Here is an 18,538-nt window from a genome sequence, read left to right on the forward strand (position 1 = left end):
CCCACCCGGCCTGCCAGCGGCGCCGCCGCGTCAGGCCATCGATCCCCATCTCGTACCGTGGCGCTGACTCCCGGCGGCGGCAGGCGCACCGCGCCCAGCGGCCGGCCTGCTCGGCATGGGCCAGCTCCGCTTCAGTCACCATCGAAGTCCAGCTCGGCCGCAGCTCGCTCCATCGCAGCGCGCGCCGATTCCCGATCACGCACCGGCCGCACGCCGTGCTTCTCCTGCTCGATAGCCAGCACCGGTTCCGGCACCGGCTTGCCATCCACGACGTGCTGCACAGCGCGCGTGTAGGCCTCCTCCAGCATCCGCCGCTGCTGCGATCCGTGGTCGGCCGATGCGTAGACGTGCAGGTCCAGCAGCGAACGCACCAGCACGGTGAAGCCGCTCTGCGGCCGGCCCGGCGCCATCTCTCGCTCCACGGCCGCCATGACCGGAATGTCCAGGCACATCGTCAGGAACCTCGGCGGGTTCGGCGGCCACTCGCGGCCCTCGGTCAGGCAGCAGGCCATGCCACGCGCGTGCTGTGCCCTGCTGCGGCCCTTCAGCACCTGGAACCACGTGCCGGCCGCGATGGTCAGGCTGCCGTCCTTCTTGAACGGCGCAGCGCCGTTCTCGCGCTCCCACTTGCCCGGGAACATGGCCGTCATCTGCTTCCAGAATTCCCACAGGTAGGCCGACTGCGACTCGCTCAGCGGCTCAGCCGACGACGGCAAACTCGGCGTCGACGACATCGCCTGGCTCGAACCCAGCGCCGCCACCGTGGCCACCGCCTCGGCGTTGGGCGTAGAACTGCTGTTCGAGCTGCTCGGTGCGGTCGGCAGAACCGTGTTGAGGGCTTGCATGGGTTGCTCCTGCGGATGGCTGGGCGACAGGGATCACGGGCAGCGACAGGCCGGCGGCCATCGTCTGCTTCAGGGATTCGTTCGGGTCGTGGCCGGCGGCGATCAGGTCCAGCAGCTGCTGGCGGACCTGCAGCCAGCCCTGGACCGACAGCGGGCGGCGAATCGCGGCGCGGTGCCTGACGAACCGGGCCAGCTGCTCGCGGTCGACGCTTGGCGGCGTGCTGCCGAACCCGGCCAGTTCGCGGTCGATCTGCTCGCCGGTCAGCGCCAGCGGATCGGCCTCGCGCTCACACTCGCGGTGTGAGGGTTGCTCTTGGTTGCTTTTGGTTGCTCTTGGTTCGGGTGCAATAGCTGTTGCACCCTTTTCGACGCTGTTTTGCACCCTTTCCTGCGCCGTTTTGCACCCTTCGGAGGCCTTTTTTGCACCCTTTGCAAAGGGTGCAATTTCTGCACCCTTCATCCATTCGGGGTTGATCCGGTACTGACGGGTACGGCCGCCCTCACCGAACCCGCTGCGACGGCCACCGATGCCGGCGTTCACCAGCAGCAGCCAGCCGGATTGCTCCATGCGGCGCAGCTGGTACTGCACCGAACGCTCTGACTGCCGGGTCTTCTCGGCCAGCCGTGCGATCGACGGGAAGATGTGCGTACCGTCGTCGTGCGCGTGGTCTGCCAGCGCCAGGGCCAGCAGCATCTCGCCGCCGCCGTTCGGGTAGCGGTCGAAGACCATGCCTGTAACTCGTGCGCTCACGTCAGATCCCCAGCGACAGGTTCTGACCCGGAGCCACCGGCCACCAGGTGCACGCCGAACGGTCACTGACCTTGCAGCGCCTGCTCTGGCCGCGATACACGCGCCCTTCCTTGATGAGCTCCGGCAACCGGCGTGCCAGCATGTAGCGGTCCAAGCCGGTCGCCTGCGCCAGCTCATGGCTGGTCATGCCAGGGTTCTGTGTGACCGCACGGGCGGCCTTGTCCTGCTGTACGGCCTGCAGGCCGCTGCTGACCACGTGCGCGCCGGCTGCGTGGCTGGTGTCGATATCGGTGGCGCGGGCGAGATTGCTCATACGGCCTGCTCCAGGCCCATGGCGCGGATTACCGCCTTGCGGAAGGTCAGAGCGCTGATGAGCAGGTCATCCGACTCGTTGATGATCTTGTGCCCGTGCGGGCGGTCCTTCTCATCGATCACGCCATCTGCCACTGCCGGGCTGATCGCGGCGCAGAGGTCACCGAAGTCCTTCATCAGCTGGCCAATACCGACGGTGTCCGCGGCGGTGTCGATCGCGTCGATGCGGATCGGCAGGATTCCGCGCCGGCGAGAGAGTTCCCGCTCGCAGTTGCTTCGGTAAGGCTCCGGCAGGCTCATCACCCAGGCGTCTTCCAGATCGGCTGGCAGCGTCTTCACCACACCATCGAGGTAGCGTCCGAGAATCTGACCGTTGTGCTTCTTGTCGGCATCGCCGTCGCCGCCCAAGGTGATGCGGAACGGCACCTCGCGGTCGTCTTCACCGAGCAATGAGAGATACGTGTCAGCCACCGCCATGGCGAAGCTGCGGCGGTTGGAGCCGGTTTCGCGCAACATCTGCTCGGTGAATCCGTAGATCACCGTCTGGCGCTTAGGCAGGAAATGGGGCTTGGGCTTCATGACGGGTACTCTGTTGCGCGGCAACATGGCCGCTATGGAGATCAACAACTCACGGACGACGGGCGTCGCCCTCCTTGCGCTACGCTGGCGTTTCCACACGAACAGCCCGCAAGGAGGGCGACATGGACGATTCACAGGAGCAGAAGCCGCTGGCACCGGTGGCCGGCTGGGACAGCGGTGTGGTCACGCAGTACGGGATCGGCTTCTTCACGCTGAAGTACCTGGTGAGCCCGACAGAGAAAGTTGCGCAAGCTCATTCGAGCCCCAACTACGCGCTGACCTCAGTTCAACTTCGCGAACTGGGACAGCGAATGCTGACGCTCGCAGAGCATCTGGAACGGAACCCTCCGACCAGCGCCGGGTCTCCACAGCACTGACCGGCACACCGAGGGCCAGGCTGATCGCCAGCTGGTCCCACTGTTGGAAGGCGCGCTGGCGACGATGGATCGCCAGGCGCTGTTTCAGCGCGCGCATATCAGGCAACCTCCAGGGGGGCGTAACGGTTCTCGTCGGGGTCGTGCGGCGCCGGCTGCGCCTGCGGTTGTTCCTGCACACCCAGCAGACGCTGGATCTCCGGCAGCGCCGGCAAGGCGCCGTCTTCCGGCCAGCCCTCAACCTGCTCGGTCGGCAGCTTCAGAACCTTGGCCAGAAGCCTGTCGTTCGCCACGCCCAGCTTCGCGCGCAGCGCGCGCTTGCTCATGCGGCAGTCCACCTCGCCACGGATCTGATCAACCACCGTCGGCTGCGGCTTGTCGTCGCCCGGCCAGATATCCGGACGCAGGTCGGTCAGCGACACCGATCCGGCGCTTTCCAGCGACAGGCGCCGAACCAGGGCGCCATCGAACCGCTGGCCTTTGCTCAGGGCCTTGCGCAGGTAACCGATGGTTGTTCCAGCGCGCGTGGCGAACTCAGCCTGTTCGGCGGGGATCAGGGTGGACAGGTATGAGCGAAGGGTCTCCATGCGAAAAAATTACCATACGGTAATTCTTTGTCAATACCGTTTGGTAAATTACCTTTCGGTAACTGAAAATTCGGGCATGAAGACAGATACCGCGGCAGTGGCTCTGCGTAGGAAGCGCCTGAAGCAGTGGATTGACGAGCGTCACAAGGGCGTGCAGGCGGCGTTTGTCCAAGCGACCGGGATCAACCAAGGCGAACTCTCCGGGCTGCTGAAGAACAAGTCTTTCGGAGAGAGGCGGGCTGCAAGCCTAGAGGCTGCCGCTGGCATGCCGGCGGGATACCTCAGCGAGGAAGCGAGCGTGACAGTGGTCACGCCAGTCTCTACCACTGAGACCGCCTCCGGCTACGTTCGCTTCGACTTGTTCGAAGGGGGTGCTGGAATGGGTGCAGGGATGGTCAACCAGGACTTCCCAGAGGTAATCAAGACGATTGAGGTTGCGGAGTGGGAGGTTCGCAGGAAGCTGGGATATCTACCCCGCCCTGGGCGAATCCAGATTATCACCGGGCGCGGCCCCTCGATGCGGCCGAAGCTGGAAGACGGGGACATTGTCTGGATCGACACAAGCTGCGACTACTTCGACGGAGACGATTACTACCTCATCAACGTGGGCGGAGAAACGCAGATCAAGATGCTCCAGAAGCGTGGTGACGGCCTCTATGTAGTCAGCGTCAACACCGACTTCCCTGCCTATAAGCCAGACACTGGTGACCTTGTCGTTCTAGGCAAGGCCCTAATACACGCTGGACTCCGCAAGTTCTAGCAAAAGAAGAGCCCCGCATCGGCGGGGCTTTTCGTTAGAACCACTTCTTGCCGACTGGCACTGAAGCGCCATCACCTGAGTTCGCCGGCACTTGGACCGAAGGAACCTGCCCGTTGCCTTGGCCGGTGCACTGGTATTCCTTGGTGACCAGGAAGCGATCGCAACCGCCGAAACCACCGCCCATGTTGCACTGGGATGTAGTACCTCCGAAGGCTTCTGCTCCTGTGTATCCCCAGGTAGCGCACCGCTTGGTCGCAAGAGAAAGAGCCTGCGATTCGTCGAGAACGGGCTTCTCGAAAGCGCCGTGCTCGAATGACAAACGGACTACACCGTCGGCGCGACTTCCACCGGTTGCAGACCACTCCTTATGCGTAGCGCAGCCAGTGAGCGTAAACGCGAGCAGTGCGCCCGCAAAAATCTTGTTCATCCTTGTCCCCCTGTTTGTCTTGAGTCGCCTCGCGCTCTACTGCCTCGCGCGGCTGGGCAATTGTCGCAGGCCCTTCACTTCCTCGTCATCATGGGTGATCTGCGAAAAAATGAACGAATCCACATTCGTTCACGATGCGGGAAAGAAATTTACCTTTTGGTATTGACTGCAGATTACCGTTTGGTAATTCTATCTCCAAGCCGCCCATCAAGCCCCATCCCGGGGCCGGCGGCAGGAGATCCCAGCATGGCCCCGATCACCCTGGAGCACGCAGCACTCGCCATCGCCGGCATCGGCGTGGCCCTCAACGCGTACGTGGTGTTCCGGATCAATCATCTGCGCACCCGTATCCGGGTGATCCCGCTCAAGCCCGGCGAGACCCTTCAGTTCTCATCGCTTCTTCCACTTGATCTTGGCGTAGACGCGGGTCTGGCAGGCCGTAGCGGCGCTGCACCATCCGAAGCGTCCAGCGTCAATGCTGGCAAGGATTTCCGGGCTTGCAGCAATGCTGATAGCCGCCCGGGGCTCCAGTCGGTGGGGAAGCGGGGTTCGTTGCAGGAGATCTGTAATCACTGCGGCGCGCGTCTTGGATCGTCGGCCAAAGTGGAAGGCAACTTCGGTGATAGTCACCGGCAGATAGCCGGCGTTGATCACCTCGACAGCTCCCGTCCAGACATCGGTGCGCGGCAGGTAGATAGTCGCGAAGCGAACCTTCAGCCGCACCGTGTCCTTGCGGATCAGCCACACGGCGTTGAACAAGCCAAGCACCAGGCCCAGCAGCGCAATCCCTAGCGTCAGCCAGTTCGTCCATTGCATGGCCGAAGCATAGCTGCGGCCGACCGAAACGCGAATACCTCCCGGAGACCTCCATGCAGCGCCGTAAACGACCCCTGTGGGCACTGATCATCACCATCTACGCCCTCGGCGCACTCGCCGTCGGTGCAGGCATCGGCTTCGGCCAGCGCCTGTTCGGCCAGGAGTGCTGAGCCATGGCCGCGATCACCACCACCAGCCGAGGCGCAGCCCGCGTCGAATCCCGACCCCACGCCGGCACCGTTGTCGTCCAGATCGGCGACGCCCTGGTCAGCCTGAGCCCGTTTGAGGCCAGGAAGATCGCCGAGTACTTGATCCTCCAGGCCGATCAGATCGAACAGGGCGCCTCCATCGACCGCGGCATTCCGCAGGCGGCTGCAGCATGAGCGCCGTCATCGCCCCCCATTCCAACGCCCAGCGCGCCGCAGCCGCCGCTGGCATCGTCGCCCGCGCCGGGCGCCGATGGGGCCTCCTCCCCAATCAGGTCATCGCCGCCGCCAGCGTCGCCGCCAATGCCGTCCTGCGGCACGGCCAGAGCGCTGCAGGTGCTGTCGCCGCCGTGCGGAGCGCAGCGCGCGCACAGGCAGGTGCTGCATGAGCGCCAGGACCGATGCGCGCGCGAAAGCCCTCGCGCGATTCGAGAAGGACACTGCCGAGCACCAGATGGAGGTCCTGCTGGACAACGGCGTCTATCGCCATCTCCGGTTCAAGCGCCCGGGCAGCTATGCATTCTCGTTCGACGTTGTCACTTGGCCCGGATACCTCGCGATCACTGGCGACATGGGCGATTCCATGTTCACCCGTCTCCACGACATGTTCGAGTTCTTCCGGTGGAAGGCTGACGGCGGCGAATCCGGGCAGCTACGCATCAACCCAGGCTACTGGTCCGAGAAGTGCGTCGCCAATGACGGGGACAAGCGCGAGTTCTGCGCCGATCTGTTCGAAGCACTGGTTAAACAGCGATTCGACGAGTTCATCGATGAACACCGCGATGACGACGACGGCGAGCCGGCATGGGCACCGCAGCTCTGGGAAGAACTGCAGGTTGAGGTTCTTTACCGCGGCGATGAATCCGTCGCAGAGGCGATTGGCGCAATGGATCGGTTTGAGCCGAGCAAGGATGAGCCCTTCGCGCGCTTCCGATTCACGGATGCCTGGGAGTACGGCAACCAGCTGCAGGACTACACCTTCCACTTCTACTGGCGCCTCTATGCGATCGGCTACGCCATACGGGCGTACGACACCCGGAGCATGCCGGCATGACCGATCACGACTTCTTCGCCGCCATGGCCGTCGGCATCCCGCCCATCACCCCGCCAGGAGCAATCCCCATGACCCAGCTGAAGGCCTTCTACGTCGACGACATGCCGACCATCTACGCCGCTGAGACGCCCGAACAGGCCGCGCGTCTGTATGAGGAAGACGTGGGCGATCCCTGCGATGACGGCTACCCACGCGAGGTGTCCGCCACAGAGTTGGATCGGTCGATCCCCGAATTCGGCGAAGACGAACAGCCGACCGGCGAGATGACGACCATGCGGACCTGGCTGGAAGAAGCCAGCCCGGGCTTCCTGTGCGGGGCCGAGTAATGCGCCACCTGGCCCTGCCCTTCTTCTGCGCCGTCGCCGTCGGACTGCTCCTCGCCCTGCTCGCTTGGGCCCTACGCAACCAGCTGGACGCCGTCGCCCTCGCCTGCGCCATCGGCGCCGTGTTCTTCGCATGGCGCTGCTGGGAAGACCTCCACACCAGCTGGCCGGCGTTCAAGGCTGAGATGCAGCGCCGCAGCGATGAACGACAGCGCGCGCCGCTGATTGCTGACGACACCCACTGAGCAACCGCCCGGCCGGCGCATCCGGCCTCCCACGCCGGCAGGACTTCCACACAGCCGGCAACCTATTCCCCAGAGATCCGCCATGACCGATTCCGTCGTTGTCGATTTCCAGCACGAGCCCGAGTTCGCCAAGAAGGAGAACGGCGAACTGCCCCGAGTTGAACTGATCCGCGAGCAGGTCGCCGGGTTCGTTGAGGGCTATACCACCGCCAAGGGCCAGCAGCCACCGCGCATCGTCCTGCAGGCTTCAGACCTGAAGCACTGCGTGCGCCGGATCCTCGCGCGCATGCAGAAGCCACACCGCGACCAAGCAAAGGCCGCGTGGCAGGAAGAGCGCAAGGCGGGGTCCAAGCGCCCATGGCGCGAAGCAAAGCCAGAGCCCATCCCCGGCGCAACTCTCACCTGGTGCGGGATCCCCATCGAAGGCATGGGCTACAGCCGTCACCGCGCCGTCGACAAGCACTGACCCATGGCCAAGCCCGTCCAGATGGACATTTTCGACGACGACCCAGCGCGCGAGGCAGCCGCTTGGCGCGTGCAGGCGGAAGAGTCGCTGAAACACTTCCAGTTCCCCGAATCGATCCGTCTGGAACGGCACGCCTACTACCTCGGCGTGGCCGAACAACTTGAAGCCAGGGCGCGCGGCGCGCGCTCCACCAACAGCAAGGACATGCAGGCATGAGTAACGACAAGACAACCCTGGCGGACGTGCAGCCCGGTGGGATGGTGAGGCTGGGGGATCAGGCCGAGCGGGCGCGATTCAAAGCATGGTGGGATGCCGCTCGCCCGCTTGAAGGCTCCGCCTTCCCCTACGAAATCGCATGGGCCGCATGGCAAGCCGCCCTCTCCGCCCAGCCCTCCCCGGGTGGTCAGGGGGATGCGCTGGTTGAAGCAGCGATGGTCATAGCGAATGCCGCACACGACCGCGCCTTGATGAGCGACATCCTTAGCGGCATGCGGGCGCATGAAGCTCAATCTCTGAGATCCGCGATCCTCGCACTCGACGCAGCACTCGCCGCCCGCCAGCCGGTAGTGGTCGACCTACCCGAGTCTCTGCATGATCGGGTTGAAGCGCTGCGCGAAGTAGCCGCCCGCCAGCCGGTTGGTCAGGGGGATGCGCCGCCATGCTGGTGGATTGACCACGGCACCTATGGGCAGATTACCCAGCGCCAGGACGAAGCGGATGCCGCTGCCAATGCTGGAAAGCGAGTGGTTTCCTATGCCGCCCGCCAGCCGGTTGGGGAGCCGGTGATCTGGGTCAGTCCCGGCCAGCTGGCGGCTCACAAGGACCGCGTACCTGGAGACGGCGGCGCGTACCTGCCGGCACGCCTCACGCGCGACGGACAGTTCACCAAGCCGCTCTATGCCACCCCCGCACAGGCCGTGGACCTGGACGCGATGCGTGCACTGTTGCAGCGACGGATTGAGCAGTGGCGTTCGCACCTGCCCGCCGATCCTGGCGCACCTGGAACCCGCGAGATTGAGACCAAGGGCGAGCACGACTACAACAACGACGTGCGTATCTACCGCGAGGGGATCGCCGTCATGGAGGAGGTGCTGTCCAAGATCGACGGTCAGGCGGTGGGCAATGGCTGAGCCAGTCATCCGCACGTCCACATCCGCCTTGGTGCGGGTCACCGTGGAGGTGCGCACCGGGACATGGGGTGAGGGCTGCAAGCTTGATCAGGTGTACCAGCAGGCGACGGAAGATGCGCTCGGCCAACTGCACCGCGTCTTGAGCAAGCACGGTATCCGCATTGTCGGACCGACGTCGATCAAGGCGGTAACAACTGATACGGCGGTGCGCAATGGATGAAGCGCGCCGCCGCCAGCGAGCTGCCTTACCCCTCGGTCGAATCGAGCCGGCGGTCGATCTCTTGTTTGGCCGACTTGTCGGCATCGGCAATAGCCAACTCGATGCTATCGAGCTTTGCGAAGCAGCGGGTGCCAGCGCTAGGCGCTCCATTAATTCGATACACGCCCTGATACTTCCCGTCATCAGGGCCACCCATGACTGGTACAAGAGCTGCGGTCACGGAGTACTTAGCCCCGCGATAGACATCATCAAAACTCTTGTTCGGAATTTCCTTGTAGGTCATCGCATTCTCACAGTGGTTTCGAAAGAAGCCAGCGTAGCGGACACATTTCGCCTTATCCAGCGAATCGCTGGATCTCGGACACAGGAGCCGGCCCATGGCTGACCAGCTGCTCACCGCTGCACAGGCCAAGCACACAGCGCGCGTCTTCCTCAGCGAGGCGCGAGCGCGGAGGAATGGCCTTGGCTACTGGTTCTCTTTCAACGCCGCTCAGCGCGCGCGTTTGCGCGCCGCCGCTCCCGCCCCACTGTCGGCACCGCCGCGCGCACCGGCACTGCCGGCCCAACTGGACCTGTTCGCATGACTAGCATCGTCCGCAACAACCTGCTGACACGAGAGGGCTACACGCCGTATTGCGGGCAACCGTCCTGCAGCGCCGGCATGCCCCGCACCACCTGGGACGGCGAGCAGTTCCGCTGCCGATGCGGCTGGCGGTCCAGCTTCCCTGCCGATTTCATCGCCGATTACAAAGCAGCCTGGCCGCAGCTGCGCGTTGCGCTGGCCAGTAACTGAAGGAGGACAACATGGTCCAGAAGAACAAGGCCGCTCTAGCGCTTCCGCTCCGCCTCAAGCTCGCCCAGCACGGCCGCCAGGCCGCGATTGCTGGCAATAGCTCGATCATGCCGGGTCTCTCCGGGCTTTCCCGCATTGAGCCATTCCTTCGCTCGCGTCCGAAGCACCAGGTTTGCCGCTTCCAGAACTACATGGTGGCGAGCATTCCTCTGCCCAATCGCGAGCCGCGGGCCGAACACAGTCAGCAGCGTCGCGCCCGGCTCCAGAAGCTGTTGCGCCGCATCGCCCTCCAGGTGCTCACCGTGATGAACCTGCCTGGCCAGTGCATCCAACAGATCGGCCAGCGACCGGTCAGCGCCAGGAGCCATGGCGGCTCGCATCTGCTGCCTTTGCCAATGCGTCGTCGGCCTCTTGGCCAATACCAAGTCCTGAACATCAGCGCTCTGTCGCAGAGCGCCCGCCTCAGCCTTGGCGCGGAGCCACAACTCCGCATGCGTCGAATTCGCATATTGACTCATGCACCCCAGTGTAGCGCGAGCCATTCCCCTCGTTTCCAACGGAGCTGACACATGACTCAGGAACATATCAGCCACCCGGAAGGGTTGCCGAACTGCGCCGCCGGCCACCGCGCGCGCCACATCCACGACAAGCGCTGCGCGTCCGCCGGCGGTGGCCACCTGGTCGAGTGCGCCTGCAGGTCGACCGGCAAGCATGCCGATCCGGGCAAGGCCATCGAAGCGTGGCGCCTGCTCAACCGGCCGGCCCGCAGCGCGCGGGCTCAGTCGCCGGCAGCCGTTGCCGACAACGTTGTACAGATGCGCCTGGTGATGTCAGGCGGAGGCAAGGTGGCCAGTGCCGTCTGACATGTACTTGTCGCGGGACGAGATCGCCGGCCTGTGCCGCACGCCGCAGCGCGCGCGCCAGGCGGCATTTCTCCGCAAGAACGGGATCAAGCACTACCTGGACGCGCACGACTGGCCGGTCGTGCTCCGCTCCAGTGTTGAGGGAACGGCGCATGCACCAAAGGCGCCGCCGACATGGACTTCCAGCAAGGTCGCTTGAAATGGGACGGAAACCGAGTAAGCCGGGGGCAATCCCCCGGTTCAGGCCACGCAAGCAGAAATCGGGCGTTATCCATTACTACTATGACCACGGCGGAAAGCCGAGGCGCGAAACACCCCTCGGCAGCGACTACGGCGTGGCCATCAAGCGATGGGCCGAGATCGAACACGCGAGCACGATCCCCGCAGCGGCTGTCGTGACCTTCCGGCAAGTTGCCGATCGCTACCGCGCCGAGGTGGTTCCTACCAAGGCCGTCACCACCCAGCGCCTCAACAATCGCTGCATCACCGCGCTGCTGAGCTACTTCGACGCACCGCCAGCGCCGTTTGAAGCCATCCGTCCGATCAACATCCGGCAGTATCTGGATTGGCGCAAGGCGAAGGTGATCGCGAACCGTGAGGTTTCACTGTTCTCGCATATCTGGAACTGGGCACGCGGCAAAGGCATCACCGATCTACCCAACCCGTGCGAGGGCATTCGTCGCAACAAGGAAGCCGGTCGCGACGTTTACGTGGACGATGACGCTTTCAGCGCCGTCTATGCATATGCCGACGCAGCTCTGCGCGACGCCATGGATCTGGCCTACCTAACCGGCCAGCGCGTTGGCGACGTGTGGTCCATGGACGTGCGCCAGGTTACAGCGCGCGGACTCATCATCCAGCAGTCGAAGACCAGCAACCGCGTCACCATGGAGATCACAGGCGAGCTGGCTGCGCTGCTCGAGCGCATTGCAAAGCGAAAGGGGGAGAAGTGCCCGAACGGGCGAGAGAAGGTCTACAGCACGCGGCTGATCGTGGACGACGAGGGCTTGGCCCTGGGGCGTGCGGCCCTGCGCTACCGGTTCGACAAGGCCAGGAAGGCTGCGGGCATTCCAAAGGGGGAATTCCAGTTCCGGGATTTACGCGCCAAGGCGGGCACGGACAAGGCCGATTCGGCAAAGGACATTCGCGAGGCGCAGGCCCAGCTCGGGCATTCATCGGTCACCACGACCGAAATCTACGTCCGGAAGAAGAGAGGGTCTAAGGCAACCCCAACTAAATAAAGTGAACCCGCTATAACCAGAAAAGTCGGGGCGTTATGCTTTCGACTAGGTTCCGCCTAGGCCGCATCACCACGGCAATTTCCCGTTGAGGCAACATGAAGTCCCAACCGGAGGTCAATGCTCATGAACAGCGATGAATACCTGCAGGTGCATCAAAACACTCTGCTAATCACACCTTCCAAGCTTGAGGAAGTGAACCACGGCATTGCTGCCTCGGGCAGCAATGCCACCGTGACACAAGTCGACGCAGATTGGCGAGTCGGTCCGTACTCTGACGCGCCGCCAGTCGAAGGTGCCCGAAAGGAAACCAGGTACTTGGTCACATTCGCCGGGCCCGATGACGGCGCGAAGTTCCAAGCTTGGTACGACGCTCAACAGAGCAATCCGCCCCGCCACCTCCACGAATTGCGGAGCGGTCTGGATATTGCGGAGCGCTAGGAACGGTTGGAAACCGTTGGGAGACATGGAGCGGGCGATGGGAATCGAACCCACGTCAGTAGCTTGGGAAGCTACAGCTCTACCATTGAGCTACGCCCGCGTTGCGGTGGAAAGTCTATGCGCTGGGGCTGGTGTTGCGCAATGGTGCCCCCGCATCAGAGCGGGGCCGGATCCCCTTCGTTCCCGAAAGGGATCCGGCCCCGCCTGGTTTCTGCTTAGAAGCTGCCGCTGAAGTTGGCGAACAGCGTCGCGTCCTGGGCACGCTTCTGCCCGGCCGAAGCGCTCAGGCCGAAGTTGCTCTGCAGGCCGAACAGCTCGGTACGGGCACCCAGCACCACGGTGGCGTAGTTCTTGTCGAAGTTCAGGCCCGGCACGCGATAGCTGCCCAGTTCCGGCAGGGTCTGCAGCCATGCGCTGGCCTGCTTGGTGTCTTCGAACTCGTGGTCGTAGGTCACCTGCGCGTACGGCTTGACGGTGCCGCCATCGAAGCGGGCCTGCCAGCCGATGCGGCCGACGGTCGAATCGACGTTCTGGCGGTCGTAGCCCAGTGCGGTGGCCAGGGTGCCGGCCGCAGCGCTTTCGGTGTAGCCATCGATCTTCACCTTCTGCCAGATCACCGAAGCAATCGGGCCGTGGCGGAAACCGCCTTCGGTGCCGAACTCGTAGCCGGCGTTCAGCGCGGCGGTCAGGTTGCTGCCGTCCGGCGAACCGCCGTGCTCACGAGTGGCCGGGCCCAGCTGGACCTTGCGGTTCACGTCATAGGACAGCCAGGTGTAGCTGACCTGGCCATTGATCCAGATGCGGTCACCATACCAGCCGGCGAACAGACCGGCAGTGGTGTCCTTCTGGGTGAAGTCGCCACGGCTGTTGCCGAAGTCTGCGTTGAGGCGGCCGAAGCCGGCGAAGCCGCCGAACACCATGCCGTCGCGTGCCCAGTCGATACCGAACAGGCCGGCGGGCGCCAGGCCGTCGTACAGGTCGGCATGGTCATAACGCTGCAGGTCACCGCGCACGCCGCCCCACCAGGACAGGCCATCGGCCGGGCGACCACCCAGGTGCATGCTGACCTGGTCGGCACGCGAACGGCCGATGGTCTGGGCCGAGTGGCTCAGCACCTGCTGCAGACGCGGGCCTTCCAGCACCGAGACAGCATACTGGCCCAGCAGCTGATGGCCGGCGGTGGTCGGATGCACGCCGTCGGCGAACAGGTAGGTGTTGGCTGCATCCGGGCTGACGTAACTGGTCGGGTTGCAGCCGATGATGCTGGCGGTGGAGTTGTTCGGATCGATCCTGCAGGCGGTGCTGGTGACGTTGGTGAAGCCGTACATGCCCGGATTGGCAGTCACTTCGCGCAGGATGCTGAAGGTATCGAGCGGAATGAACTCGATGCCTGCCTGCTTCAGGCCACCGTACAGCGCCTTGTTGTAGCCGGCCGACAGTGCGGTGGCGGCGGCGGCATTGGGGCCGCGGAACTGCGGGGTGATGCCCACATCCGGCAGGTTCGGTACCAGCACGTACTGGGCACCAGCCTGCTTCAGCGCACCTACCAGCGCGATCTGGTCGGTGACCGCTGCGCCGATGATGCCCTGCACCTGGGCCTGCGACGCGCCACCTGCCGCCGCACGGGTGGCCGCAAACAGATCATTGGCGCCTCCCCATACGGTGTACAGGGCGTTGCCGTCAGCCTTCCCACCGTTCGCGGCAAGGTAGCGGGTTGCTTGCGACTTCAGCGACGGAATCACGCCCAGGCCACCGGCCTCGTCCACCGATACCCGGGCACCGCCCACGGCGTAGTTATCGCCACTCTGGCCGTTGCCGTTGGCACCCCCGTTGAGGCCGTAGTAGTTGGCGACCTGCTGTGCCCACACCCAACCCGGGTTGGTGGTGAACTGGCCGGTGACCGGCTGCACGCCCGGATCGAGCAGCGGCCGGAAATAGCCGGCGTCGGTGAGGCTGTCGCCGAAGAACACGGCCTTGGAATACGGACTTTCGCCTGCCATGGCCGGCAGCGCGGCGAGTGCGATCGCAGCCGCCATCAGGGAGCGGATCGGGTGTTTGCTGAGCTGCATCTAGGAACTCCTGTGGGGTAAATAGGTTGGAATCCGGCACACGTACGCCGGCGCACGGTCAATGGTTTCACCGGGCCGCCGTTTGCTCACGCTGCGCCGCCGCATGGATTGTCGCCTGTGCACGCCGAAGCCTGCTGTGCTGGAGCTGGCGCCCCGATCAAATTGCAAACGTTCCGATCACGAAGGGCTATAAGCGACAATGCAGGCATGAACATCCAGCTCAACGGCGACCCCCGCACCCTGCCCGCCTCGGCGACCCTTCACGACCTGCTCGAGGCCGAGCAACTGCTGCAGCGCCGGGTGGCAGTGGAGGTCAACGGCGAGATCGTCAGCCGCAGCCGCCATCGCGAGCATGTCCTGGCTGAAGGCGACATTGTCGAGATCGTGCACGCGCTGGGTGGGGGCTGAGGCCTGTCCGGGTTTGCCGGCCAGCGGCCGGCACTACCCATGCCGATCCACGGCCGGCACGCCATTGCGTGATCCCATCTTCAGGCGGATAGGCGATAATCGCGCCATGAACGTTCATGTCTCCCCCGATTCGCTGGTGATCGCCGGCAAGACCTATGGCTCGCGGCTGCTCACCGGCACCGGCAAGTTCAAGGACCTGGAAGAAACCCGCCTGGCCACCGAGGCTGCTGGCGCCCAGATCGTCACCGTGGCCATCCGCCGCACCAACATCGGGCAGAACCCGGGCGAGCCGAACCTGCTGGACGTGCTGCCACCGGAGCGCTTCACCATCCTGCCCAACACCGCTGGCTGCTACACCGCCGAAGACGCGGTGCGTACCTGCCGCCTGGCCCGTGAGCTGCTGGACGGCCACAACCTGACCAAGCTGGAAGTGCTGGGCGACCAGAAGACCCTGTACCCGGACGTGGTGCAGACCCTCAAGGCCGCCGAGCAGCTGGTCAAGGACGGCTTCGAGGTGATGGTCTACACCTCCGACGACCCGATCCTGGCCAAGCGCCTGGAAGAGATCGGCTGCGCCGCAGTGATGCCGCTGGCCGCGCCGATCGGTTCGGGCCTGGGCATCCAGAACAAGTACAACCTGCTGCAGATCATCGAAGACGCCAAGGTGCCGATCATTGTTGATGCCGGCGTGGGCACCGCGTCGGATGCGGCGATCGCGATGGAACTGGGCTGCGACGGCGTGTTGATGAACACCGCCATTGCCGGTGCGCGCAACCCGGTGCTGATGGCCACTGCCATGCGCAAGGCAGTCGAGGCCGGCCGCGAGGCTTTCCTGGCCGGGCGCATCCCGCGCAAGCGCTACGCCAGCGCATCCTCTCCGGTGGACGGGCTGATCGGCTGATGACCAATCCTTTTGACAGCGCCGGCTCCAAGGCCCCACCCAAGCCATTCACCGTAAGCGAGGGCCGCCGCGAGGTGCGCAGCTTCGTGTTGCGCCAGGGACGTTTCACCCCCGCCCAGCAGCGCGCGTTCGACGAACGCTGGCCGCGCTTCGGCCTCGACTACACCGGCCAGCCGCGTGACCTGGATGCCACCTTCGGCCGCCCGGCACACAAGGTGCTGGAAATCGGCTTCGGCAACGGTGCCGCGCTGCGCTTCGCCGCCCAGCACGATCCGTCGCGCGACTACATCGGCATCGAAGTGCACGCCCCCGGCGTGGGCCGGTTGCTGAACGCGCTGGCTGAGGACAATGCCGACCACGTGCGCCTGTACCACCATGACGCGGTGGAAGTGCTGCAGAACGAGATCGCCGATGGCGCGCTCGATGAAGTGCGCATCTACTTCCCGGACCCGTGGCACAAGAAGCGCCACAACAAGCGCCGCCTGCTGCAGCCGGCATTTGCCGAGCTGCTGGTGCGCAAGCTGCGCCCGGGTGGCCGCCTGCACTGCGCCACCGACTGGGAAGACTACGCCGAGCAGATGTGGGACGTGCTTGACGCGACTGCCGGCCTGGTCAACCGCGCCGGCCCGCGTGGCAGCGTGCCGCGTCCGGACTGGCGCCCGCAGACCCACTTCGAGACCCGCGGCCAGAAACTCGGCCACGGCGTCTGGGACCTGCTGTACGACCGCACCTGACGATCGCCTGAGGACGCCGCGCCCCACATGGATACCGCGCTGACGCTGACCAACGACATGAAGCTCGTGCTCGGGCTGGTCGGCTTCACGATGGCGATGTTCCTGTTCGAGCGCATCCGCGCCGACGTGGTCGCGCTGGTGGTGCTGGTGGTACTCGGTGTCACCGGCCTGATCGCGCCGGAGGAGATCTTCGGCGGTTTCTCCGGTAACGCGGTGATGAGCATCATCGCCACCACCATCCTCGGTGCGGGCCTGGACCGCACCGGGGCGCTGAACCGGCTGGCCGCATGGCTGCTGCGGCGCGGCCACGGCGTCGAACAGCGGCTGCTGATGATGACCACCGCCATCGCCGGCCTGAACTCGTCCTTCATGCAGAACCCGTCGGTGATGGCCTTGTATCTGCCGGTCGCCTCGCGACTGGCAGCGCGCACCGGGCTGACGATGCAGCGCCTGCTGCTGCCGATCTCGGCGGCGATCGTGATGGGCGGTGCGCTGACCATGGTCGGCAATTCGCCGCTGATCCTGCTGAACGATCTGCTGGCCTCGGCCAACAACAACCTGCCTTCCGGCCTGGCCACCATCGAGCCGCTGCGCATGTTCGCGCCGCTGCCGATTGGCGTGGCACTGCTGATCGCCTCGCTGCTGTACTTCCGCTACTACGGCGACCGCAAGCTGATCGAGGAAGAAACCCTGGTCAACGACGGGGTCACCCCAGCACGCACCGAGAGCTACTTCGCCAAGACCTATGGCATCGAAGGCGATGTGTTCGAGCTGGTGGTCAGCGCGGAAAGTCCGCTGGTGGGCATGACCCTGGGCGAGGCCGAGAACCTGCACGACGCCCCGCTGCTGCTGGCCCTGAAAACCGGTAATGACACCCGCCTGGCGCCGCCGGCGGAGATGCGCATCTGGGTAGGCAGCGTGCTCGGTGCGATGGGCCCGCGCCAGCAGATCAACGATTTCGCGCAGAACCAGTTCCTGCGCATGTCTTCGCGCCTGAAGCACCTGGGTGACCTGTTCAACCCGAGCCGCGCCGGTATTTCCGAGGCGGTGGTACCGCCGACCTCGAACGTGATCGGCAAGAGCGCGGCCGACCTGCGCCTGCGCAAGGAGCGTGGCATCAGCCTGCTGGCGATCAACCGCGACAAGCAGGTGATCCGCGAGGACGTGCGCGACGTGCAGTTGCGTGCAGGCGACATGCTGGTCTTCCACAGCATCTGGACCGACCTGGCACAGGCGGCCAAGAGCCGCGACTTCGTGGTGGTGACCGACTATCCGACCGGCGAGCAGCGCCCGCACAAGTTCAAGATTGCGATGGCGATCTTCGCGCTGACCATCCTGATCGCGCTGACCAGCAAGCTGCCGGTCGCGCTGACGCTGATGACCGGCGTGGCCGGCATGCTGCTGACCGGCGTGCTGCGCATGGACGAGGCCTATGCCTCGATCAACTGGAAGACGGTGTTCATGATGGCCGGGCTGATTCCGCTCGGCTGGGCGATGGATTCCAGCGGTGCGGCGGCATGGGTGGCCGGCCACACCATCGACAAGCTGCCCACCGGCATCCCGGTGTGGGTGCTGGAGGTGGCGCTGGCACTGCTGACCACGGCGTTCTCGCTGGTGATCAGCCATGTGGGCGCGACCATCGTGATGGTACCGATCGCGGTGAACCTGGCACTGGCGGCGGGCGGCAACCCGACCGCGTTCGCGCTGATCGTGGCGCTGTCGGCGTCCAACAACCTGATGACGGCCTCCAACCCGGTGATTTCGATGATCACCGGCCCGGCCAATTACACCCCGCGCGAGATGTGGCGGGTCGGCGGACCGTTGTCGCTGATCTACACCTGCGTGGTGGTGTTGATGATCAACCTGATGTTCTGAGGGTTGGGTTTGTTGGCAGGGCTGCGCCCTGCACCCCGGTAGTGGGGGGGGGGGGGGGGGGCCCGAACACCCACCCAACCGGAGAAAGAGGGGTGGGGGGGGGGGGGGGGGGGGGGGGGGG

At 64.8% G+C, this 18,538-nt stretch carries 31 protein-coding genes and 1 tRNA gene; 22 read left to right on the forward strand and 10 right to left on the reverse strand.

Features of this window, described 5'->3' with window-relative positions:
• Positions 1-131 precede the first annotated feature (131 nt).
• The 4 genes from O0J15_RS05640 to O0J15_RS05655 are packed head-to-tail and all read right to left on the reverse strand — an operon-like array spanning position 132 to position 2,487.
• Positions 132-734 carry a hypothetical protein gene (locus O0J15_RS05640; protein ID WP_308305277.1) on the reverse strand — a complete coding sequence of 201 codons (603 nt, stop codon included), beginning with the start codon at positions 732-734 and terminating at the stop codon, positions 132-134.
• The gene (locus O0J15_RS05645) at positions 700-1,575 is read right to left on the reverse strand and encodes a helix-turn-helix domain-containing protein (RefSeq protein ID WP_308305278.1); all 876 of its coding nucleotides are present in this window, start codon (positions 1,573-1,575) and stop codon (positions 700-702) included. The genes O0J15_RS05640 and O0J15_RS05645 overlap by 35 nt, the downstream gene beginning before the upstream one ends.
• A 22-nt stretch (positions 1,576-1,597) precedes the next feature.
• On the reverse strand, positions 1,598-1,909 hold the full coding sequence (locus O0J15_RS05650; RefSeq protein WP_111099088.1) for a winged helix-turn-helix domain-containing protein: 312 nt from the start codon (positions 1,907-1,909) through the stop codon (positions 1,598-1,600).
• Complete coding sequence (locus tag O0J15_RS05655) at positions 1,906-2,487, reverse strand: hypothetical protein (RefSeq protein WP_308305279.1); 582 nt, start codon at positions 2,485-2,487, stop codon at positions 1,906-1,908. Before O0J15_RS05655 ends, O0J15_RS05650 begins: the two co-directional genes overlap by 4 nt.
• Positions 2,488-2,609: 122 nt before the next feature.
• On the opposite strand from O0J15_RS05655, the gene O0J15_RS05660 reads away from it, so the two are divergent.
• Positions 2,610-2,864, forward strand: coding sequence for a hypothetical protein (locus O0J15_RS05660; protein ID WP_021202214.1), 255 nt, complete (start codon positions 2,610-2,612; stop codon positions 2,862-2,864).
• Between the two features lie 98 nt (positions 2,865-2,962).
• On the opposite strand, the gene O0J15_RS05665 is transcribed toward O0J15_RS05660, so the two are convergent.
• Positions 2,963-3,448: a hypothetical protein gene (locus tag O0J15_RS05665; protein ID WP_308305280.1), complete on the reverse strand. Its 486-nt coding sequence runs from the start codon at positions 3,446-3,448 to the stop codon at positions 2,963-2,965.
• 76 nt (positions 3,449-3,524) lie between these two features.
• On the opposite strand from O0J15_RS05665, the gene O0J15_RS05670 reads away from it, so the two are divergent.
• Entirely contained in the window at positions 3,525-4,208 is a 684-nt protein-coding gene (locus O0J15_RS05670; protein WP_308305281.1) for a S24 family peptidase, read from the forward strand.
• Positions 4,209-4,242: 34 nt separating this feature from the next.
• Here O0J15_RS05670 and yecR read toward each other — a convergent pair whose 3' ends face one another.
• Both yecR and O0J15_RS05680 read right to left on the reverse strand, forming a co-directional pair.
• The gene (gene yecR, locus O0J15_RS05675; protein ID WP_308305282.1) at positions 4,243-4,635 is read right to left on the reverse strand and encodes a YecR family lipoprotein; all 393 of its coding nucleotides are present in this window, start codon (positions 4,633-4,635) and stop codon (positions 4,243-4,245) included.
• Positions 4,636-5,025: 390 nt separating this feature from the next.
• Positions 5,026-5,451 carry a hypothetical protein gene (locus tag O0J15_RS05680; protein WP_308305283.1) on the reverse strand — a complete coding sequence of 142 codons (426 nt, stop codon included), beginning with the start codon at positions 5,449-5,451 and terminating at the stop codon, positions 5,026-5,028.
• A 173-nt stretch (positions 5,452-5,624) separates the two neighbouring features.
• On the opposite strand from O0J15_RS05680, the gene O0J15_RS05685 reads away from it, so the two are divergent.
• The 9 genes from O0J15_RS05685 (at position 5,625) to O0J15_RS05725 (ending at position 9,095) form a co-directional block, all read left to right on the forward strand.
• The gene (locus tag O0J15_RS05685; RefSeq protein WP_308305284.1) at positions 5,625-5,834 is read left to right on the forward strand and encodes a hypothetical protein; all 210 of its coding nucleotides are present in this window, start codon (positions 5,625-5,627) and stop codon (positions 5,832-5,834) included.
• Complete coding sequence (locus O0J15_RS05690; protein WP_308305285.1) at positions 5,831-6,046, forward strand: hypothetical protein; 216 nt, start codon at positions 5,831-5,833, stop codon at positions 6,044-6,046. The genes O0J15_RS05685 and O0J15_RS05690 overlap by 4 nt, the downstream gene beginning before the upstream one ends.
• A complete protein-coding gene (locus tag O0J15_RS05695; protein WP_308305286.1) occupies positions 6,043-6,711 on the forward strand; it encodes a hypothetical protein in 669 nt (222 codons plus the stop codon). The genes O0J15_RS05690 and O0J15_RS05695 overlap by 4 nt, the downstream gene beginning before the upstream one ends.
• Positions 6,708-7,037 carry a hypothetical protein gene (locus O0J15_RS05700; protein ID WP_308305287.1) on the forward strand — a complete coding sequence of 110 codons (330 nt, stop codon included), beginning with the start codon at positions 6,708-6,710 and terminating at the stop codon, positions 7,035-7,037. The genes O0J15_RS05695 and O0J15_RS05700 overlap by 4 nt, the downstream gene beginning before the upstream one ends.
• Positions 7,037-7,279: a hypothetical protein gene (locus O0J15_RS05705; protein WP_058982054.1), complete on the forward strand. Its 243-nt coding sequence runs from the start codon at positions 7,037-7,039 to the stop codon at positions 7,277-7,279. Before O0J15_RS05700 ends, O0J15_RS05705 begins: the two co-directional genes overlap by 1 nt.
• 82 nt (positions 7,280-7,361) lie before the next feature.
• The gene (locus tag O0J15_RS05710; RefSeq protein WP_227852990.1) at positions 7,362-7,745 is read left to right on the forward strand and encodes a hypothetical protein; all 384 of its coding nucleotides are present in this window, start codon (positions 7,362-7,364) and stop codon (positions 7,743-7,745) included.
• Positions 7,746-7,748: 3 nt separating this feature from the next.
• Positions 7,749-7,961, forward strand: a complete 213-nt coding sequence (locus O0J15_RS05715; protein WP_046983583.1) for a hypothetical protein — start codon at positions 7,749-7,751, stop codon at positions 7,959-7,961.
• Entirely contained in the window at positions 7,958-8,875 is a 918-nt protein-coding gene (locus O0J15_RS05720) for a hypothetical protein (protein ID WP_308305288.1), read from the forward strand. Before O0J15_RS05715 ends, O0J15_RS05720 begins: the two co-directional genes overlap by 4 nt.
• Positions 8,868-9,095: a hypothetical protein gene (locus O0J15_RS05725; protein ID WP_308305289.1), complete on the forward strand. Its 228-nt coding sequence runs from the start codon at positions 8,868-8,870 to the stop codon at positions 9,093-9,095. Before O0J15_RS05720 ends, O0J15_RS05725 begins: the two co-directional genes overlap by 8 nt.
• Before the next feature lie 25 nt (positions 9,096-9,120).
• Here the strand turns inward: O0J15_RS05725 and O0J15_RS05730 are convergent, their stop codons facing one another.
• Positions 9,121-9,378, reverse strand: coding sequence for a hypothetical protein (locus O0J15_RS05730; protein WP_308305290.1), 258 nt, complete (start codon positions 9,376-9,378; stop codon positions 9,121-9,123).
• A 94-nt stretch (positions 9,379-9,472) separates the two neighbouring features.
• Here O0J15_RS05730 and O0J15_RS05735 point away from each other — a divergent pair, with 94 nt between their 5' ends.
• From O0J15_RS05735 to O0J15_RS05765, 7 genes are all read left to right on the forward strand, one after another.
• A complete protein-coding gene (locus O0J15_RS05735) occupies positions 9,473-9,679 on the forward strand; it encodes a hypothetical protein (RefSeq protein ID WP_308305291.1) in 207 nt (68 codons plus the stop codon).
• Positions 9,676-9,888 carry a hypothetical protein gene (locus O0J15_RS05740; RefSeq protein ID WP_308305292.1) on the forward strand — a complete coding sequence of 71 codons (213 nt, stop codon included), beginning with the start codon at positions 9,676-9,678 and terminating at the stop codon, positions 9,886-9,888. The genes O0J15_RS05735 and O0J15_RS05740 overlap by 4 nt, the downstream gene beginning before the upstream one ends.
• Before the next feature lie 11 nt (positions 9,889-9,899).
• Positions 9,900-10,454 carry a hypothetical protein gene (locus O0J15_RS05745; RefSeq protein ID WP_308305293.1) on the forward strand — a complete coding sequence of 185 codons (555 nt, stop codon included), beginning with the start codon at positions 9,900-9,902 and terminating at the stop codon, positions 10,452-10,454.
• 3 nt (positions 10,455-10,457) lie between these two features.
• Positions 10,458-10,751, forward strand: coding sequence for a hypothetical protein (locus tag O0J15_RS05750; RefSeq protein WP_191862452.1), 294 nt, complete (start codon positions 10,458-10,460; stop codon positions 10,749-10,751).
• Position 10,752: 1 nt separating this feature from the next.
• Positions 10,753-10,950: a DUF4224 domain-containing protein gene (locus O0J15_RS05755; protein WP_191862450.1), complete on the forward strand. Its 198-nt coding sequence runs from the start codon at positions 10,753-10,755 to the stop codon at positions 10,948-10,950.
• A 1-nt stretch (position 10,951) separates the two neighbouring features.
• Entirely contained in the window at positions 10,952-11,992 is a 1,041-nt protein-coding gene (locus tag O0J15_RS05760) for a tyrosine-type recombinase/integrase (protein WP_308305294.1), read from the forward strand.
• A 123-nt stretch (positions 11,993-12,115) separates the two neighbouring features.
• A complete protein-coding gene (locus O0J15_RS05765; protein ID WP_308305295.1) occupies positions 12,116-12,430 on the forward strand; it encodes a hypothetical protein in 315 nt (104 codons plus the stop codon).
• Between the two features lie 26 nt (positions 12,431-12,456).
• Here O0J15_RS05765 and O0J15_RS05770 read toward each other — a convergent pair.
• Both O0J15_RS05770 and O0J15_RS05775 read right to left on the reverse strand, forming a co-directional pair.
• Positions 12,457-12,530: transfer RNA gene (locus O0J15_RS05770), tRNA-Gly, on the reverse strand.
• Between the two features lie 115 nt (positions 12,531-12,645).
• The gene (locus O0J15_RS05775; RefSeq protein WP_026347045.1) at positions 12,646-14,466 is read right to left on the reverse strand and encodes an autotransporter domain-containing esterase; all 1,821 of its coding nucleotides are present in this window, start codon (positions 14,464-14,466) and stop codon (positions 12,646-12,648) included.
• A gap of 240 nt (positions 14,467-14,706) precedes the next feature.
• On the opposite strand from O0J15_RS05775, the gene thiS reads away from it, so the two are divergent.
• From thiS to O0J15_RS05795, 4 genes are all read left to right on the forward strand, one after another.
• The gene (gene thiS / locus O0J15_RS05780) at positions 14,707-14,907 is read left to right on the forward strand and encodes a sulfur carrier protein ThiS (RefSeq protein ID WP_308305296.1); all 201 of its coding nucleotides are present in this window, start codon (positions 14,707-14,709) and stop codon (positions 14,905-14,907) included.
• A 106-nt stretch (positions 14,908-15,013) separates the two neighbouring features.
• The gene (locus O0J15_RS05785; protein WP_019660185.1) at positions 15,014-15,808 is read left to right on the forward strand and encodes a thiazole synthase; all 795 of its coding nucleotides are present in this window, start codon (positions 15,014-15,016) and stop codon (positions 15,806-15,808) included.
• Entirely contained in the window at positions 15,808-16,542 is a 735-nt protein-coding gene (trmB, locus tag O0J15_RS05790) for a tRNA (guanosine(46)-N7)-methyltransferase TrmB (protein WP_019660186.1), read from the forward strand. Before O0J15_RS05785 ends, trmB begins: the two co-directional genes overlap by 1 nt.
• Positions 16,543-16,569: 27 nt before the next feature.
• Positions 16,570-18,417, forward strand: a complete 1,848-nt coding sequence (locus O0J15_RS05795; RefSeq protein ID WP_019660187.1) for an SLC13 family permease — start codon at positions 16,570-16,572, stop codon at positions 18,415-18,417.
• The last annotated feature ends 121 nt before the right edge of the window (positions 18,418-18,538 follow it).

This window comes from Stenotrophomonas sp. Sm10, from assembly GCF_030985515.1.
GTDB classification, from domain to species: domain Bacteria; phylum Pseudomonadota; class Gammaproteobacteria; order Xanthomonadales; family Xanthomonadaceae; genus Stenotrophomonas; species Stenotrophomonas hibiscicola.

Excerpts from the sequence above, each read along its gene's own strand:
- O0J15_RS05640 (WP_308305277.1), bottom strand. The coding sequence starts at position 734 with ATGTCGTCGACGCCGAGTTTGCCGTCGTCGGCTGAGCCGCTGAGCGAG.
- O0J15_RS05645 (WP_308305278.1), bottom strand. The coding sequence starts at position 1,575 with ATGGTCTTCGACCGCTACCCGAACGGCGGCGGCGAGATGCTGCTGGCC.
- O0J15_RS05650 (WP_111099088.1), bottom strand. The coding sequence starts at position 1,909 with ATGAGCAATCTCGCCCGCGCCACCGATATCGACACCAGCCACGCAGCC.
- O0J15_RS05655 (WP_308305279.1), bottom strand. The coding sequence starts at position 2,487 with ATGAAGCCCAAGCCCCATTTCCTGCCTAAGCGCCAGACGGTGATCTAC.
- O0J15_RS05660 (WP_021202214.1), top strand. The coding sequence starts at position 2,610 with ATGGACGATTCACAGGAGCAGAAGCCGCTGGCACCGGTGGCCGGCTGG.
- O0J15_RS05665 (WP_308305280.1), bottom strand. The coding sequence starts at position 3,448 with ATGGAGACCCTTCGCTCATACCTGTCCACCCTGATCCCCGCCGAACAG.
- O0J15_RS05670 (WP_308305281.1), top strand. The coding sequence starts at position 3,525 with ATGAAGACAGATACCGCGGCAGTGGCTCTGCGTAGGAAGCGCCTGAAG.
- yecR (WP_308305282.1), bottom strand. The coding sequence starts at position 4,635 with ATGAACAAGATTTTTGCGGGCGCACTGCTCGCGTTTACGCTCACTGGC.
- O0J15_RS05680 (WP_308305283.1), bottom strand. The coding sequence starts at position 5,451 with ATGCAATGGACGAACTGGCTGACGCTAGGGATTGCGCTGCTGGGCCTG.
- O0J15_RS05685 (WP_308305284.1), top strand. The coding sequence starts at position 5,625 with ATGGCCGCGATCACCACCACCAGCCGAGGCGCAGCCCGCGTCGAATCC.
- O0J15_RS05690 (WP_308305285.1), top strand. The coding sequence starts at position 5,831 with ATGAGCGCCGTCATCGCCCCCCATTCCAACGCCCAGCGCGCCGCAGCC.
- O0J15_RS05695 (WP_308305286.1), top strand. The coding sequence starts at position 6,043 with ATGAGCGCCAGGACCGATGCGCGCGCGAAAGCCCTCGCGCGATTCGAG.
- O0J15_RS05700 (WP_308305287.1), top strand. The coding sequence starts at position 6,708 with ATGACCGATCACGACTTCTTCGCCGCCATGGCCGTCGGCATCCCGCCC.
- O0J15_RS05705 (WP_058982054.1), top strand. The coding sequence starts at position 7,037 with ATGCGCCACCTGGCCCTGCCCTTCTTCTGCGCCGTCGCCGTCGGACTG.
- O0J15_RS05710 (WP_227852990.1), top strand. The coding sequence starts at position 7,362 with ATGACCGATTCCGTCGTTGTCGATTTCCAGCACGAGCCCGAGTTCGCC.
- O0J15_RS05715 (WP_046983583.1), top strand. The coding sequence starts at position 7,749 with ATGGCCAAGCCCGTCCAGATGGACATTTTCGACGACGACCCAGCGCGC.
- O0J15_RS05720 (WP_308305288.1), top strand. The coding sequence starts at position 7,958 with ATGAGTAACGACAAGACAACCCTGGCGGACGTGCAGCCCGGTGGGATG.
- O0J15_RS05725 (WP_308305289.1), top strand. The coding sequence starts at position 8,868 with ATGGCTGAGCCAGTCATCCGCACGTCCACATCCGCCTTGGTGCGGGTC.
- O0J15_RS05730 (WP_308305290.1), bottom strand. The coding sequence starts at position 9,378 with ATGACCTACAAGGAAATTCCGAACAAGAGTTTTGATGATGTCTATCGC.
- O0J15_RS05735 (WP_308305291.1), top strand. The coding sequence starts at position 9,473 with ATGGCTGACCAGCTGCTCACCGCTGCACAGGCCAAGCACACAGCGCGC.
- O0J15_RS05740 (WP_308305292.1), top strand. The coding sequence starts at position 9,676 with ATGACTAGCATCGTCCGCAACAACCTGCTGACACGAGAGGGCTACACG.
- O0J15_RS05745 (WP_308305293.1), top strand. The coding sequence starts at position 9,900 with ATGGTCCAGAAGAACAAGGCCGCTCTAGCGCTTCCGCTCCGCCTCAAG.
- O0J15_RS05750 (WP_191862452.1), top strand. The coding sequence starts at position 10,458 with ATGACTCAGGAACATATCAGCCACCCGGAAGGGTTGCCGAACTGCGCC.
- O0J15_RS05755 (WP_191862450.1), top strand. The coding sequence starts at position 10,753 with ATGTACTTGTCGCGGGACGAGATCGCCGGCCTGTGCCGCACGCCGCAG.
- O0J15_RS05760 (WP_308305294.1), top strand. The coding sequence starts at position 10,952 with ATGGGACGGAAACCGAGTAAGCCGGGGGCAATCCCCCGGTTCAGGCCA.
- O0J15_RS05765 (WP_308305295.1), top strand. The coding sequence starts at position 12,116 with ATGAACAGCGATGAATACCTGCAGGTGCATCAAAACACTCTGCTAATC.
- O0J15_RS05775 (WP_026347045.1), bottom strand. The coding sequence starts at position 14,466 with ATGGCGGCTGCGATCGCACTCGCCGCGCTGCCGGCCATGGCAGGCGAA.
- thiS (WP_308305296.1), top strand. The coding sequence starts at position 14,707 with ATGAACATCCAGCTCAACGGCGACCCCCGCACCCTGCCCGCCTCGGCG.
- O0J15_RS05785 (WP_019660185.1), top strand. The coding sequence starts at position 15,014 with ATGAACGTTCATGTCTCCCCCGATTCGCTGGTGATCGCCGGCAAGACC.
- trmB (WP_019660186.1), top strand. The coding sequence starts at position 15,808 with ATGACCAATCCTTTTGACAGCGCCGGCTCCAAGGCCCCACCCAAGCCA.
- O0J15_RS05795 (WP_019660187.1), top strand. The coding sequence starts at position 16,570 with ATGGATACCGCGCTGACGCTGACCAACGACATGAAGCTCGTGCTCGGG.